General features: G+C 71.2%; 15 protein-coding genes and 2 pseudogenes. 10 read left to right on the top strand and 7 right to left on the bottom strand.

Features of this window, described 5'->3' with window-relative positions:
- The first annotated feature begins 32 nt into the window (after nucleotides 1–32).
- A complete protein-coding gene (locus ACFPZI_RS14465) occupies nucleotides 33–533 on the top strand; it encodes a GbsR/MarR family transcriptional regulator (protein ID WP_381363117.1) in 501 nt (166 codons plus the stop codon).
- 184 nt (nucleotides 534–717) lie between these two features.
- Here the strand turns inward: ACFPZI_RS14465 and ACFPZI_RS14470 are convergent, their stop codons facing one another.
- Nucleotides 718–1,602: a diacylglycerol kinase family protein gene (locus tag ACFPZI_RS14470; RefSeq protein ID WP_381363119.1), complete on the bottom strand. Its 885-nt coding sequence runs from the start codon at nucleotides 1,600–1,602 to the stop codon at nucleotides 718–720.
- Between the two features lie 186 nt (nucleotides 1,603–1,788).
- Between ACFPZI_RS14470 and ACFPZI_RS14475 the strand changes: the two genes are divergently transcribed.
- Nucleotides 1,789–3,072, top strand: a complete 1,284-nt coding sequence (locus ACFPZI_RS14475; protein WP_381363120.1) for an adenylosuccinate synthase — start codon at nucleotides 1,789–1,791, stop codon at nucleotides 3,070–3,072.
- Between the two features lie 63 nt (nucleotides 3,073–3,135).
- Here ACFPZI_RS14475 and ACFPZI_RS14480 read toward each other — a convergent pair whose 3' ends face one another.
- From ACFPZI_RS14480 to ACFPZI_RS14500, 5 genes are all read right to left on the bottom strand, one after another.
- Nucleotides 3,136–3,789, bottom strand: a complete 654-nt coding sequence (locus ACFPZI_RS14480; protein ID WP_381363122.1) for a TetR/AcrR family transcriptional regulator — start codon at nucleotides 3,787–3,789, stop codon at nucleotides 3,136–3,138.
- Nucleotides 3,790–3,855: 66 nt separating this feature from the next.
- Nucleotides 3,856–4,146 (bottom strand): DUF397 domain-containing protein, encoded by a 291-nt coding sequence (locus tag ACFPZI_RS14485; protein ID WP_381363124.1) that lies wholly within the window; start codon nucleotides 4,144–4,146, stop codon nucleotides 3,856–3,858.
- 317 nt (nucleotides 4,147–4,463) lie between these two features.
- Nucleotides 4,464–5,114, bottom strand: a complete 651-nt coding sequence (locus ACFPZI_RS14490) for a hypothetical protein (RefSeq protein WP_381363126.1) — start codon at nucleotides 5,112–5,114, stop codon at nucleotides 4,464–4,466.
- Between the two features lie 183 nt (nucleotides 5,115–5,297).
- Complete coding sequence (locus tag ACFPZI_RS14495; RefSeq protein WP_381363127.1) at nucleotides 5,298–6,005, bottom strand: GntR family transcriptional regulator; 708 nt, start codon at nucleotides 6,003–6,005, stop codon at nucleotides 5,298–5,300.
- 178 nt (nucleotides 6,006–6,183) lie between these two features.
- Nucleotides 6,184–7,545 carry an aspartate aminotransferase family protein gene (locus ACFPZI_RS14500; RefSeq protein ID WP_381363129.1) on the bottom strand — a complete coding sequence of 454 codons (1,362 nt, stop codon included), beginning with the start codon at nucleotides 7,543–7,545 and terminating at the stop codon, nucleotides 6,184–6,186.
- Nucleotides 7,546–7,714: 169 nt separating this feature from the next.
- Here ACFPZI_RS14500 and ACFPZI_RS14505 point away from each other — a divergent pair, with 169 nt between their 5' ends.
- The 4 genes and pseudogenes from ACFPZI_RS14505 (at nucleotide 7,715) to ACFPZI_RS14520 (ending at nucleotide 11,625) form a co-directional block, all read left to right on the top strand.
- Complete coding sequence (locus tag ACFPZI_RS14505) at nucleotides 7,715–8,320, top strand: DJ-1/PfpI family protein (protein WP_381363131.1); 606 nt, start codon at nucleotides 7,715–7,717, stop codon at nucleotides 8,318–8,320.
- A complete protein-coding gene (locus tag ACFPZI_RS14510; RefSeq protein ID WP_381363133.1) occupies nucleotides 8,317–8,775 on the top strand; it encodes a MarR family winged helix-turn-helix transcriptional regulator in 459 nt (152 codons plus the stop codon). The genes ACFPZI_RS14505 and ACFPZI_RS14510 overlap by 4 nt, the downstream gene beginning before the upstream one ends.
- A gap of 77 nt (nucleotides 8,776–8,852) precedes the next feature.
- Entirely contained in the window at nucleotides 8,853–10,778 is a 1,926-nt protein-coding gene (locus ACFPZI_RS14515; protein ID WP_381363135.1) for a serine/threonine-protein kinase, read from the top strand.
- Between the two features lie 182 nt (nucleotides 10,779–10,960).
- A pseudogene (locus ACFPZI_RS14520) lies at nucleotides 10,961–11,625 on the top strand (hypothetical protein).
- Nucleotides 11,626–11,647: 22 nt separating this feature from the next.
- On the opposite strand, the gene ACFPZI_RS14525 reads toward ACFPZI_RS14520, so the two are convergent.
- On the bottom strand, nucleotides 11,648–12,400 hold the full coding sequence (locus tag ACFPZI_RS14525) for an SLATT domain-containing protein (RefSeq protein ID WP_381363137.1): 753 nt from the start codon (nucleotides 12,398–12,400) through the stop codon (nucleotides 11,648–11,650).
- Between the two features lie 364 nt (nucleotides 12,401–12,764).
- Here ACFPZI_RS14525 and ACFPZI_RS14530 point away from each other — a divergent pair, with 364 nt between their 5' ends.
- The 4 genes and pseudogenes from ACFPZI_RS14530 to ACFPZI_RS37295 form a co-directional block, all read left to right on the top strand.
- On the top strand, nucleotides 12,765–13,106 hold the full coding sequence (locus ACFPZI_RS14530) for a YbaB/EbfC family nucleoid-associated protein (protein ID WP_381207932.1): 342 nt from the start codon (nucleotides 12,765–12,767) through the stop codon (nucleotides 13,104–13,106).
- A gap of 59 nt (nucleotides 13,107–13,165) precedes the next feature.
- Entirely contained in the window at nucleotides 13,166–13,765 is a 600-nt protein-coding gene (gene recR, locus ACFPZI_RS14535; protein ID WP_381363139.1) for a recombination mediator RecR, read from the top strand.
- Entirely contained in the window at nucleotides 13,758–14,417 is a 660-nt protein-coding gene (locus ACFPZI_RS14540) for a DUF5063 domain-containing protein (RefSeq protein ID WP_381363141.1), read from the top strand. Before recR ends, ACFPZI_RS14540 begins: the two co-directional genes overlap by 8 nt.
- A 94-nt stretch (nucleotides 14,418–14,511) precedes the next feature.
- A pseudogene (locus tag ACFPZI_RS37295) lies at nucleotides 14,512–14,892 on the top strand (type II toxin-antitoxin system RelE/ParE family toxin); the annotation flags it as partial.
- Nucleotides 14,893–14,894: the final 2 nt, after the last annotated feature.

Consider the following 14,894-nt stretch of genomic DNA (forward strand, 5'->3'; position numbering starts at 1 on the left):
ACGTACAGGCCGGGACGAGAGATGAGCGGGTCATGACCGAAGAAACGGGGCGGCCGGAGCGGGACCCCGGAGGAGTCTCCCGGTTCGTCGAGCACTTCGCCGCGCAGCTGGTGGCGGCCGGAATGCCGCGCATGCCGGCCAGGGTCTTCGCGGCTCTGCTGGTCTCGGACACCGGGGCCGGCACCTCCGCCGAACTGGGGGAGACGCTGCGGATCTCGCCCGCCGCGGTCTCCGGGGCGGTGCGCTACCTGGACCAGCAGCACCTGGTCTCCCGCGAGCGGGAACCCGGCTCGCGCCGCGAGCGGTACCGGGTGCACGGCGACCAGTGGTACGAGGCCCTCACCAGCCGCGAGGCCGCCATCCGGCGCTGGCAGGACGCACTGCGCGAGGGCGTCGCCAGCGTGGGCCCCGACACCCCGGCGGGCCTCAGGCTGAGGGAGACGCTGGCCTTCTTCGAGTTCGTCGAGAAGGAGATCGAGACGATCATGAAGCGGTGGCGGGTCCACCGGGACGAGACCTTCGGCCGCGACTGACCCAGGGCCCGTCCGGCGAACCGGCTCCTCAGGCGGCTCCGGCCCGCCACCCGGCACCGGCGCCGGCGCCGAGGTGATCGGCCCCGGCCTGTTCGCCGCACCCGACCGCTCCACCCCGGCCAAGGCCAGGATCGAGGACCACCTCGACTTCCACTTCGCCTGCTCGGTCACGCGGCACTGCGGCTCACACCGGCAGCGTCAGCCCCCAGGCGTCCTCCCGGGCCACCCACGTCCGGGTGCCCACCGGCCCGGACACCAGGGCGTCCGCGCGGTAGCGGAAGTGTGCTCCCGACACCGTCACCGTGTGCCCCTCGGCCAGCAGCGGTGACGCCTTCGCGCCGATGGACACCGGCCGCACCTCGACCCGGGCGATCCCGCCGGGGCCGGGGACGACGGAGACGGCTTCCACCGGCTGGTGGAGGTCGACGAGCGTCTTCCCGTCGACCTCCACCCGCAGCCGGGCCGGCCCGCCCCCGGGGGCGGAGGCGACCCGGGGTGGTCTGACCGGCACCAGGGTCCGTACCAGGGACTGGCAGGTCCGCAGCCACGGATGCTGCCCCGCCCCGGGGTCCCCGTCGGTGTCCTCGGTCTCTTCGGCGGCCTCCTCCCGCACCTGAGCGGCACCGGCCGGCGGAATCCGTACCGCGCCGAGCACTACGCCGTCGCTGTCGTCCACCAGCAGATTCATCCGCCGCTCGGCGCCGTCCAGCACGGCGCGCGCCGCGGCCACCGCCCCCGTGGGCACCCCCAGCGACCGGGCGAGTGACAGCGCGTCCCCCACCGGCACCAGGGACAGCGCGCAGCCGGTCAGCTCCCGCTGCCGGTGCAGCAGCCCCACCGCCCGCATCAGGGCCCGGTCGTCGCCGACCAGCACCGGGCGCCGGGAGCCCCGCCGAGCGAGCGCGCGGGCGAATTCCTCCGGCCCGTCCGGCAGGCACATCTTCGTCGTCGCACCCGCACTGAGCACGTCTTTCGCGATACGCACGGACTCGCCGTCCCAGCGGCGGGCGACCGGATCGATGACCACCAGGAGCTGATCGGACGTCGGAGAAGTCGCCACCTCGGCCATGCCTCGCTTCCTCGGGTAGCATCTTTGTGCAAGAGCCCCTTGCGCTGTTGCGCAGGGGCTTCGTCTATTCCGGGGCATCCGGTCCGACGGTTGGCGGCCAACGGTGGTCGCTGTGTGTGCGCGGCGGAGATCCTCCGCGTACGCCCCTGACCCTGGACATGCCCCGCCCGGAAGGGGTGTACGCGCGTGCCCGCACTTGTGCTGCTCGGTGCTCAGTGGGGTGACGAAGGCAAGGGAAAGGCGACGGACCTGCTCGGCGGATCCGTCGACTACGTGGTGCGTTACCAAGGCGGTAACAACGCCGGCCACACGGTGGTCGTGGGCGACCAGAAGTACGCCCTCCACCTGCTCCCTTCCGGAATCCTGTCTCCCGGTTGCACTCCCGTCATCGGCAACGGCGTCGTCGTCGACCCCTCTGTCCTGTTCTCCGAGCTGAGCGGGCTGAACGAGCGCGGCGTCGACACGTCGAAGCTCCTGATCAGCGGCAACGCACACATCATCACGCCGTACAACGTGACGGTGGACAAGGTGACGGAGCGCTTCCTCGGCAAGCGCAAGATCGGCACCACCGGCCGCGGTATCGGTCCGACCTACGCCGACAAGATCAACCGCGTCGGCATCCGGGTCCAGGACCTGTACGACGAGTCGATCCTCACCCAGAAGGTCGAGGCGGCCCTCGACGCCAAGAACCAGATGCTCACCAAGCTCTACAACCGGCGCGCGATCGCCACGGGCCAGGTGGTCGAGGAACTGCTGGGCTACGCCGAGAAGCTGCGCCCTTACGTCACCGACACCGTGTTGGTCCTCAACCAGGCGCTGGAGCAGGACAAGGTGGTCCTCTTCGAGGGCGGCCAGGGCACCCTGCTCGACATCGACCACGGCACGTACCCCTTCGTCACCTCGTCGAACCCGACCGCGGGCGGCGCCTGCACGGGCTCCGGCGTGGGCCCGACGAAGATCACCCGGGTCATCGGCATCCTCAAGGCGTACACGACCCGCGTCGGCGCCGGCCCCTTCCCGACGGAACTCTTCGACGAGGACGGCGAGGCGCTGCGCCGCATCGGCGGCGAGCGGGGCGTCACGACCGGCCGCGACCGCCGCTGCGGCTGGTTCGACGCGGTCATCGCCCGCTACGCGACCCGCGTGAACGGCCTGACCGACTTCTTCCTCACCAAGCTCGACGTCCTCACCGGCTGGGAGCAGATCCCGGTCTGCGTGGCCTACGAGATCGACGGCAAGCGCGTCGAGGAGCTCCCGTACTCCCAGTCGGACTTCCACCACGCGAAGCCGGTCTACGAGATGCTCCCCGGCTGGTCCGAGGACATCACCGGCGCGAAGTCCTTCTCCGACCTGCCGAAGAACGCCCAGGCGTACGTCAAGGCCCTGGAGGAGATGTCCGGCGCCCCGATCTCCGCGATCGGCGTGGGCCCGGGCCGCGACGAGACGATCGAGATCAACTCGTTCCTGTAGTCCGATCTTCAGTCCGAGCGGTACGTGAAGCGTCCCGGTGCCCCTTGCGGTCGCTGGGGCGTTTTACGTGCTCGGGCCGGGGAATTCGCGGTCGGTGCGGTCGGTGCGGTCGGGGCAGTCGGGGCAGGGTACGGAGGCTTCGAGGCAGAGGTGCAGGGCCGTGCTCAGCCGTTCGTCGACCGCGGCACGTTCGGCGGGGACCGCGGGGAGCCCGGGCGGTGTCAGCGCATAGGGCAGAGCCGTGGTGAGGACGGCGAGCGTGGCCGTGTCCTGCGCGGCGCCGGGCGGCAGATGGCCGGTCACGTGTTTGCTGAGCCAGTGCCAGGCCGTGTCGTGCCACACCGTGCTCAGTCGCAGCACGGCGGTGTGCGTCAGGGCGGGTTCGGTCCGGGCCATGGTGGCGACGACAGGGTGCTCCCGCAGTATCCGGGCCGCGCGCACGACGACGCGGACCGCGTGACAGCGGGGCGGCGGCAGCGGTCCGGGCGCGTCACGGGCGACGTCCAGCACACGTTCCAGTTCCCGCAGTGTCGCGGCCCGGACGAGCGCCTGGGCACTGGGCCAGTTCCGGTAGATGAACGGCCGGTTGGTGTCGGCCAGGCGCGCGATGTGTGTCACGCCGGTGCGCCGCGGGCCGTACTGGGCCAGAGCGTCCAGCGCCGCGCGGTACACGGTGCCCATTCCCGGCGGCGCGTAGAGGGAGGAGAAACCGTTCATACCGGGCAGGGTGGCGCCGGGGGAGGGTGGTTGTCAGGGAAAAGTGTGTCGGTTTCCCCGAAAGTGTCACAGTTTTTTGGAGAGCAGTGTCTCCCGGACGGTCAGGAAGGCGGACCAGGCCTCGCGAGAGACGGTGACCACGGCTCCACCGGCGACCTTGGAGTCCCGGATGCGTATGGCCTCCGCGCCGGACGGGATGGCGGCTTCCAGGCATTCTCCGCCGCTGACGGTCTGCGCCAGGGACTGGCGGGGCGCGTCGGGGCGCTGCCCGCCGTCGAAATCGTCGAGCTCGACTTCGCGGGTGCCTCCACCGCGGGAGCACTCCTGCGTGACGGAGTCGAGTAGCGGCTCGGCCATGCGGTCCCTCTGTCCCGGCCCGCACCGGACTGGCCGAACGGACGTCATGTTCCGACCGCCGATCCGGACCAGTATGCGGACATGCCCCCTCGTCCGCGCCATCAGGCTGCCACGGCAGCGTTGACCGATCCTCTGCGCCGACGACCGCTGCCGTCCGGCCTTCCGTCCGGCTTTCCGCCCGGTCCTCCGTCCGGCCTTCCGCCCGGCGGCAGCGGAGGCCGGCAACCGTGCGACCGGAGGGCGACACGGATATCGGGCACATGTCGAGATTCGGCGCGCGTGTCGACGGGGAGGGACTCTCCCCGCTGCGGTGAGCCTCAGCTGAAGACGATCATCGAGCCCTGGGCCAGGCTGCGGGTGGCCGCCGCGTGCAGGCCGAGCCAGACGTGGCGTTCGCGGGCGAAGGGGCTGGGGTCGTACGGTGCCGGGACGGCGGGCTCCTCCAGCTCGGTCGGCCCCTGCGGGGGCTCGGGCGCGGCCGGCGGGTTCGCCGGGTCGATGCCGAGGGCCGGGGCGACGACTTCCAGTTCCCGCAGCAGTGCGTGGGAGGAGCCCAGCGGGCCGCCGCCGGCGAGGAGTTCGTCGCTGGAGAGCGGGTGCGGGAAGTCCACGGGGACGTAGGCCCCGGCGTGGTCGTAGTGCCAGACCAGGTGCGACTGCTGGGCCGTCGACTCGAACATCTCCAGCAACTGCTCGTAGTCGCCGCCCAGCTCGCCCACCGGGGTGACCGGCAGTCCGCACACCTGGAGCAGATACGTGCGCCGCAGGAAGTGCAGCGCGTCGTAGTCGAAGCCCGCGACCGGGGCGACCTCGCCGGACAGTCCCGGCATGTACTGGTACACCGGCACCGGCGGCAGCCCGGCCTCGGCCAGCACCTCGTTGTACTGCGCGATTTCCTCGGCGAACGGATTGTCGGGGGTATGGCACAACACGTCGACGAGCGGTACCAGCCACAGGTCACAGGCCAAAGAGAACTCCTCGTATAGCGCGTCCACCGCATCCGGTACGTCCGGTACATCCAGTACGGAGGTCAGGGAAGGGTACCGGCGGGGCACGAGGGTGGCACCCCTCGCGCAGATCCTCTACCCATACGAACACAGACGACGCGGGGCCCGGCCCCCGGGCTCCACTTCGCCTTCCCTCCGGGCCGTTCAGTCCGCGGGGAGCCGTTCGACGAGGGCCAGGGAGTGGGCGTTGTACGACGCGACGACCGCACGGGCGGAATCGATGTCACGGCGCACCAGCGCGTCGACCAGATCGGTGTGATCGGACCACAGCTGCCCCCGCAGATCGGGCAGTCGCCGCAGATGCTGGACCACGCAGACCCAGGTCTGGACGCGGAGCCGGTGCAGGAAGGCGGTGAGGAAGGGGTTGCCGAACAGGGCTCCGAACTCGCGCCAGAAGCGCAGGTCGTAGCCGATCAGCACGGTGAGTTCCCCGGCGAGGGCCGAACGCTGGGCCTCCTCGCCACGCCGCCGGACCCCGGCGAGCGCGGCGGCGACCCGGGGCTCCTCGGGCCGGATGTGGGCCAGACGGCCGTTGGCGTCGGTCAGGGCGTGGAACATCCCGTCGATCACCAGCATGCGGGCCTCGATCATGCCGCGGAAGTCGTCGACGGAGTATTCGTGCACCCGGAATCCCCGGTGCTGGTCGGCGTCGAGCAGCCCCTGCGCCGACAGGTCGACCAGCGCCTCCCGTACGGGGGTCGCGGACACCCCGTACTGGTCGGCGATCTCCTTGACGGTGAACTCCTGCCCCGGCTCCATCCGCCCGGCCAGCACCTCCTCACGGAGCGCGTCGGCGATCTGCTGCCGCAGCGTGCTGCGCGTCACCGCGCCGTTGCCGCTGATGCCGGGCATGGTCGGGCTTCTCCCTTTTGCGTTCGAGTGGCGTGACCGTGCAACGCGCGCGTGTGGTGCGTGCGGTGCGTGTTTCCCACGAGCCGGCCGCATGCATCCGGCGCACGCGTCCGTCCACGGTCACGCCACCTTATGTGTTCGAGTGACCTGTGCCTGTTCGAGTCTTCAGGTCACGTCCTCACTGCCGGTCCACGAACTCGTCCGCCGCCGACAGCGCCGAGTCCAGCGCGGCCAGCCCCTCCTTCAGCTCGGCCTCGCTCACGTTGCACGGCGGGACGACGTGGGTGCGGTTCATGTTCACGAAGGGCCACAGCCCGTCCGCCTTCGCGGCGGCGGCGAAGGCGGCCATCGGGGCGCCCGCCTCACCGGCCGCGTTGTAGGGGACCAGCGGCTCCCGGGTCTCCCGGTTCCGCACCAGTTCCAGCGCCCAGAACATGCCGACCCCGCGGACCTCGCCCACGCTGGGGTGCCGCTCCGCCAGTTCGTGCAGCGCCGGTCCGACGACGGACGCGCCGAGCCGTGCCGCGTTCTCGACGATGCCTTCCTCGGTCATGGCGTTGATCGTCGCGACGGCGGCGGCGCAGGCCAGCGGATGCCCGGAGTAGGTGAGCCCGCCCGGATAGGGCCGCTTCGCGAACGTCTGGGCGATCGCACCGGAGATCGCGACGCCGCCGAGCGGCACGTACCCGGAGTTCACGCCCTTCGCGAAGGTCATCAGGTCCGGCACGACGTCGTACAGGTCCGCCGCGAACCATGTCCCGGTCCGGCCGAACCCGGCCATCACCTCGTCCAGGACGAAGACGATCCCGTACTTGTCGCACAGCTCCCGCACCCCGGCGAGATAACCGGGCGGCGGCGGCATGATGCCCGCCGTCCCCGGAATGGTCTCCAGGATGATCGCCGCGATCGTCGACGGCCCCTCGAAGGCGATCGTCGTCTCCAGGTGCTCCAGCGCCCGCGCGCACTCCTGCTCCTGAGTCTCCGCGTAGAAGCGGGAGCGGTACAGGAAGGGCGCCCAGAAGTGCACGACCCCGGCCGTGCCGCTGTCGGAGGCCCAGCGGCGCGGGTCGCCGGTGAGATTCACGGCCTGCTGGGTGCCGCCGTGGTACGAGCGGTACGCGGAGAGCACCTTGGGCCGCCCGGTGTGCAACCGCGCCATCCGGACGGCGTGCTCGACGGCGTCCGCGCCCCCGTTGGTGAAGAAGACCTTGTCCAGGTCACCCGGCGTCCGCTCGGCGATCAGCCGTGCCGCCTCCGACCGCGCCTCGACGGCGAACGCGGGCGCGAACGTCGTCATCCGACCGGCCTGCTCCTGGATCGCGGCGACGACCTTGGGGTGCTGGTAGCCGACGTTGGTGAAGACGAGCCCACTGGTGAAGTCGAGGTAGCGCCGGCCTTCGTAGTCCCAGAAGTACGACCCCTCCGCCCCGGCGACGGCGAGCGGGTCGATCAGCTCCTGCGCGGACCAGGAATGGAAGACGTGGGCACGGTCGGCGGCCTTCACGGCGGCCCCGGCCTCGGGGTTCGGCTGTGCAGTCATACGGCCGAGCGTAGGTCGTTCCTCCCCTTCTTTGACAGCGTGCTGCACGTATGTCAGCGTGCTGTCAATGGAGGTGGAGGCCCCTCCGTTCTTCGTCCTCCGTCCACTGCATCCAATCGGTATTCATCGATACTCGTCGGCATTCATCGGCGCACCCCAGGGAACGGTCATGACCCGCAAGCCCGTCCATCTCGCCGTCTACGACACCTTCGCCGACTGGGAGACCGGTCACGCCACCGCGCACCTCGCCCTCGCCGGATACGAGGTCCGTACCGTCGCCCCCACCGGGGCGTCCGTCACCAGCGTCGGAGGGCTGCGCGTGCTGCCCGGCCTCGCCCTCGACGAGCTGCGGCCCGAGGACAGTGCGCTGCTGATCCTCCCCGGCGCGGGCCTCTGGGACGAGGGCGACGACCTCGCCCCCTTCGCCCGTACCGCCCGAGCGTTCCTCGACGCCGGTGTGCCCGTCGCCGCCATCTGCGGCGCCACCGCCGGAATCGCCCGGGAGGGCCTGCTCGACGAGCGGGCGCACACCAGCGCCGCCTCCTTCTACCTGGCCGCGACCGGTTACGCCGGCGGCGCGCGGTACGTCGAGGCCGACGCCGTCACCGACGGCCGACTCGTCACCGCCGGACCCACCGAACCCGTCGCCTTCGCCCGCGAGGTCTTCCGGCTGCTCGGCGCCTACGACGAACCGGCGACCGACGCCTGGTACCGGCTCTTCCACGACTCCGACCCCCAGGCGTACGCCGAACTCGAGGAGGCCCTGGGCCGATGAGCCGGGAACAGCAGGACCTGCTCAGCCGCGGCGCGCTCGGCGCCTTCCGGCTGAACGGCGAGTTCCTCGCGGTCGCCGAGGAACTCGCCAGGCCCGCCGGACTCACCGCCGCCTGGTGGCAGGTGCTCGGCGCGGTCCTCCGCGAACCCCTGCCGGTCTCCGGCATCGCCCGCGTCATGGGCATCACCCGGCAGAGCGTGCAGCGCATCGCCGACCTGCTGGTCGAGCGCGGTCTCGCCGAGTACCGGCCCAACCCGGCGCACCGCCGCGCCAAGCTCCTCGCCGCCACCGAGCAGGGGCGCGCGGCCGTCGCGGGGATCGGCCCCGGCCACGCGGCCTTCGCGAAACGGCTCGCGGAGGCGTTCGGCGAAACCGAACTCGCACACGCGGTCCAGACACTGGAACGCCTGTGCGCGGTGCTCGACGACCTCGGTCCGCCTGTTACGGAACCGTAGACAACGCCCAGCTCACCCCGGACCGTGCCCGGTTTATCCTCAGGCTGTTGCTCACGGCGGGGGAAGGCGGCGCAACGATGGAGAAGCACGGACCGGGGGACGCGATGGGGGGCCAGGGTGCTCGGCACCCCGGCAGAATCGGCGCGTACCGGCTGCTCGCGCGGCTCGGGGCCGGCGGCATGGGGGAGGTCTACCTCGCCCGTTCCGACCGGGGACGCACCGTCGCCGTCAAGCTGGTGCGCGAGGAACTGGCCCAGCAGGAGGAGTTCCGGGCCCGCTTCCGCCAGGAGGTGCAGAACGCCCGGCAGGTCGGCGGCGACTGGACCGCGCCGGTACTGGACGCGGACACCGAGGCCCCGGTGCCCTGGGTCGCCACCGGGTACGTCGCCGGGCCCAGCCTCCAGCAGGTCGTCGGGCACGATCACGGCGCGCTGCCCGAGCGGTCGGTACGCACTCTCGCCGTCGGTCTCGCGCACGCGCTGAAGGACATCCACGCCGCCGGCATCGTGCACCGTGACCTCAAGCCGTCCAACGTGCTCGTCACCATCGACGGGCCGCGCGTCATCGACTTCGGGATCGCGCGGGCCCTGGAGACCGTGACCGACGGTGGCCTCACCCGCACCGGGGCGCTGGTCGGCTCGCCCGGGTTCATGGCACCGGAGCAGGTGCGCGGCGATCGCATCACCCCCGCCTGCGACGTCTTCTGCCTCGGCTCGGTGCTCGCCTACGCCGCCACCGGCGAGCTTCCCTTCGGCACCGCCAACAGCGGGGTGCACGCCCTGATGTTCCGCATCGCCGAGGAGGAACCCGATCTCGGCCGGGTCCCCGAGGGCCTCGCCGACCTCGTGAAGGACTGCCTCAGGAAGGACCCCGCCCAGCGGCCCACCCTCGACCAGATCCTGCTGCGCACCGGCGCCGAGGAAACCGTCGCCGACGGCCGCTCCCGTGAGCCCTGGCTGCCGGGCGCCCTGGTCGCCCAGCTCGGCCGGCACGCCGTACGGCTCCTGGACGCGGAAGACCCTCAGGCGCCGCTGTCCGCGCCGGACGGCCCCGCACCCGCCGCCACCCCCGAACACGCCCCCGCCGCAGACGGCTCCGCCCCGCCCGCGCCGGGTGACGGTGCGCCGGTGAACCACCTGCCCACCCTGGTCGCCGGCCCGAACGGCCCCACCGCGCCCCCGGGCCCGGCCCCGGGCACCCCGGCGGCCGGGCGGAGTCCCGCCGCGTACGGCCATCCCCAGCAGTATCCCCAGCCGCACCCCCAGCAGCACGCCCAGCCGCACCCCCAGTCCCCCGGCTACGGCTACCCCTACAACGGCTACGGGGTCGCCGGCGCCACCCCTCCTTACGGCCCGCCGCCCTTCGGTACGAATCCGCCGCCGTACGGCCCGGCGCAGTCCCCGCGCAACGACCGTTCCACCGCGCTGCTCGTCGTGATCGCGCTGGTCGTCGCGCTCGCCGCGGGCGGCACGGTGTACGCGCTGATGAACGACGGCGACAGCGACACCGCCGGCGGCAATCCCTCGGGCACGCCGACCGACGGCACGTCCCAGGGCGCCAACCCCTCGCCCGACGGGAAGTCCTCGACCGGAACGGACGGAACGGACGGAACGGACGGCGTCGCCGGGACGGGGCAGCCGCCCGACGACGGGGCGATCCCGACCGGATATCTCGGCAGTTGGTCGACGACCATCGACAACGCGAGCGGGCTGCACACCCGCAGGCTGACCATCCAGCAGGGCGAGACGGGTGACACGGTCATGTCCCTCGTCGCCGACGGACCCACCGGGAACGGCACCTACCACTGTGTGTTCGAGGGCGACCTCACCCGTGCCCCGGGCTCCGGCGGACGGCTGGAGATCGGCCCGACCACCGTGACGGTCGGCCAGCCGCGCAGCGCCTGCACCCCGGGTGCCGCGACCGACATCACCCTCCTGCCCGACGGCACCCTCCAACGCGTGAACACCGGCAACGGCGACCAGCTCACCTACACGCGGGACTGACAAGGCACACCAACGGCACACCCGCAGACCGCTGTTGAACGTTCGGCGAACTTCGCCCCGCGACGCTCGCCCGCCTCATTGGTACAGCCGTACGGTGGCCACCCGATCCCACGTGCGGCAGCGGGGGCGATGTCGTGGACGAGTGGCTGAGCGCGGAAAATCTGGTGGCGGTGGCGACGGCGATGCTCGGCATCGCCGCCTCGGGCGTCATGGTCTGGTACGAACGCCGGATACCGCGCCGCAAACGGATCGGGTACCGCGTGCAGTTGGAGAGCCCGATCGGCGACGACGCCCGGTCCGGCCGAATCAATCGCCGGCTCGGCCTGTTCGACGAGGCACCCGGCATGATCGATGCCACCCTGGTGCTGATCCGCATCGAGAACGACGGCTCGCGGAGCATCGACCGCGACGACTACACGGGCCCCGAACTCCACGGCCTGACAGTGCTGTTCGGCCCTCGACTGCCGGCACAAGGGCGACCCCACGGCACCGGTCCTCCGCTGCGAACTCGACTCGACGGAACTGGTGCTGCGGACCGTCGCCGACCTCTCCGGCTCGATCGGGTACAGCGAGTTCAACCGGGCCGTCGGCGCGAAGGGCGTGAACCGGCTGAGCCTGGACGGCAACGCCCCGTCCGTCGAGGCCCTGGAACGGGGGGGACCACTCCTACCCGCTCCGCGAGATCGAGTACGCCTACACCTACGGGCGGCCGCCGTCGAACTCCCTGGCGTCGAGCTTCCTGACGTACCTGACCCGCGGCATCGGTCAGGACGTGATCCACACCCACGGGCATCTGCCGTGCCTGAACCCGGGAGTCCAGCGCCTCTGCGCCGACCCCGAACTCTGAGCCCCGGCACGCCGGGGAGCGCTCACCTCGGCTCCGGCGGCCGCTGCCGGGGCATGTTCGGGCGGGTCGCCCCGGGCGTGGACGGGAAGCGGCCGTGGGGCTGCCCGGTCGACTCGGGCCGGCCCGTGCCCGCCGGCGCCCCCTGGATGCCCGGCGGCACGCTCGCGCCCGTACGGAAGTCCATCATCCAGTCCGCCGTCTCGACCCGCACCAGCTCGCTCACGTCCTCCGAGAACCGCCGCAGTACCGACAGGCACCGCTCGGTCGCCTCGCTCGCGGTGCCCTCGGCCGGGCCCAGCACCTCGCGGACGCACTCCGACGCCCAGTCGAACTGGAACGCCTGGAGCCGCCGCTGTACGGCCTGCGCGGTCGCCACGTCCCGCATCCAGCCGGACGTGACCCCGAAGAACCGGTCCGCGGCCGCACAGACGACCGCGAGCAGCAGCGCCATATATCCCCACGGGGCAATGCCGTCGGTCGCTCCGGTCAGATCCAGCAGCGGCAGTGCCGCCCCGGTGGCCGCCCCCGCCGCAGCCCCCGTACGCAGCGCCCGCGCGCACCGCCGCTTCCAGGCCCGGTCCGCGAGATACCAGGCGGCGGTGTCCAGCGCCCCGCGCTCCACCCACCGGTACAGCTCGTCCAGCCGGGGTGCGGGTTCACCCCAGTCCCCTAGCGGGAACACCCGCCCGGCCAGATCGCCCGGCCGCAGCCCGGCCGCCCCCTCGCCGAACCCGTCCTGCGGACGGCCCTCGGGCTGCATCTCCGGCTGAACCACCCGGTACTCCCTACTGACCTTGGAACCTGATCCCGGGCCCGACCCTGTGCTGACCCGACCCCTACTGGACTCCTGAGCCCCCTGCCCGACGCCTGTCCGGCGCCGGACAGGGACGTTGACGCGGACGTTGACACGGATGTTGACACGGATGGTGAACCGACGTGCCGGCTCCCTTCCTACCGCCCAACGGGTGGCCGCGTCGGGGGTTCGGGCGTCACTTCCGCCCAAAAGGAGGCTGTGATCAGGTATAAGACCCGACCCGTGACTCACTCGAAAGAGTGCTGGGGCGACGGCCGCCCGGACCACGTAGGCTCGTGCCGAACGGAAAAGTCCCGTACGGACGGACCGACCAAGGAGCTGAATCGTGATCCCCGGTGGTGGCCAGCCCAATATGCAGCAGCTGCTCCAGCAGGCCCAGAAGATGCAGCAGGACCTGGCCCAGGCGCAGGAGGAACTCGCGCACATGGAGGTCGACGGCCAGGCGGGCGGCGGTCTGGTGACGGCCACCGTCACCGGCGCCGGTGAGCTCCGCGCTCTGAAGATCGACCCGAAGGCGGTGGACCCCGAGGACACCGAGACCCTCGCGGACCTCGTCGTCGCGGCCGTCCAGGCGGCCAACGAGAACGCGCAGAACCTCCAGCAGCAGAAGCTCGGCCCGCTGGCCCAGGGTCTGGGCGGCGGCGGCATCCCCGGTCTGCCTTTCTAAGACGGGCCGCGGGCCTCTACGGTACGTACTGAAGGAACCCCAGGAAGGACGGCAGTCCGTTGTACGAAGGCGTGGTACAGGACCTCATCGACGAACTGGGGCGGCTGCCCGGCGTCGGTCCCAAGAGCGCCCAGCGGATCGCCTTCCACATCCTCCAGGCGGAGCCGACGGACGTACGGCGTCTCGCCCACGCCCTCATGGAAGTGAAGGCGAAGGTCCGCTTCTGTGCCGTCTGCGGCAACGTGGCGCAGGAGGAACGGTGCAACATCTGTCGTGACACCCGCCGCGACATCGCCGTCATCTGTGTCGTGGAGGAGCCCAAGGACGTCGTGGCCGTCGAGCGCACGCGCGAGTTCCGGGGCCGCTACCACGTCCTGGGCGGTGCGATCAGCCCGATCGACGGGGTGGGCCCCGACGACCTGCGTATCCGGGAACTGCTGGCCCGGCTGGCGGACGGCACGGTCACCGAGCTGATCCTGGCCACCGACCCGAACCTGGAGGGTGAGGCCACGGCCACGTACCTCGCCCGCATGATCAAGCCCATGGGCCTGAAGGTCACCCGCCTGGCCAGTGGCCTTCCGGTGGGCGGAGACCTGGAATACGCGGACGAGGTCACCCTCGGCCGCGCCTTCGAGGGGAGACGACTCCTAGATGTCTGATGCCACGCTGCACGCGACCGACCGGGATCCGGACGACTTCTCGGTCCAGATCGCGGATCAGGTCGAGAGCTTCCTGGTCGCCGTCACGGAGGTCGCCAAGGGCGACGAGCCGGACTCGGCGGTCCCCTTCCTCCTGCTCGAGGTCTCCCAGCTCCTGCTGGCCGGCGGCCGGCTGGGCGCGCACGAGGACATCCTCCCCGACGAGCGCTACGAGCCCGACCCGGGCCCCGAGGGCGACGTGGACGAACTCCGCGAGAACCTCGCCCGCCTCCTGGAGCCGATCGACGTCTACTCCGAGGTCTTCGACCCCTACGAGCCCCGCAAGGCGCCCGTCCCGGCCCGGATCTCCGACGACCTCTCCGATGTCATCACCGACCTCCGCCACGGCATGGTCCACTACCGTGCGGGCCGCACCACGGAAGCCCTGTGGTGGTGGCAGTTCTCCTACTTCTCCAACTGGGGCTCCACCGCCTCGGCAGCCCTGCGCGCCCTGCAATCCGTAGTGGCCCACGTCCGCCTCAACCAGCCCCTCGCCGCCCTGGACGGCCTCGACACCGACCAGGGCCTCGGCGACGACACCCTGGAGATCGAGGCGGGCAAGGTCATGATCGAGGAAATCGGCACCCCACTGGGCATGCGCACGGTGAAGTAACGGCGCGTGCTGCGCACAGCTTCAAGCGAGCGGTTTCACTCGCTTAGCTGAGGATATAACGATTCCCTTATGTTGGTCCGGGTTCTATGCTCGGATGCGAAGCATGAACCGGGAGATCAACCTCCATCCCTCGGTGGAGTCGTGGCTGCTCAAGCTGGCGGAGGAGGATCCGGTGTCGGCGGACCTTGTTGAAGCGGCGATTGACATGCTTGCGGACAACGGGCCGGCACTGGGGCGCCCGCTCGTCGACCGGCTTTTCGGCTGCCGTACCCACAACCTCAAAGAGCTGCGGCCGGGCAGTTCAGGAGGTACCGAGGTACGGGTCCTGTTCGTATTCGACCCCAAACGGGAGGCGATCCTTCTCGTAGCAGGAGACAAATTCGGCCGCTGGCAGGGTTGGTACCGCGAATCGATCCCTCTCGCCGAGGCCCGCTATGACGAATACCTGGCCGCCGCAGACGAGGCAGAAATGGACGG

Origin of the sequence: Streptomyces chlorus (assembly GCF_042655885.1) — a bacterium.
GTDB lineage: Bacteria > Actinomycetota > Actinomycetes > Streptomycetales > Streptomycetaceae > Streptomyces > Streptomyces chlorus.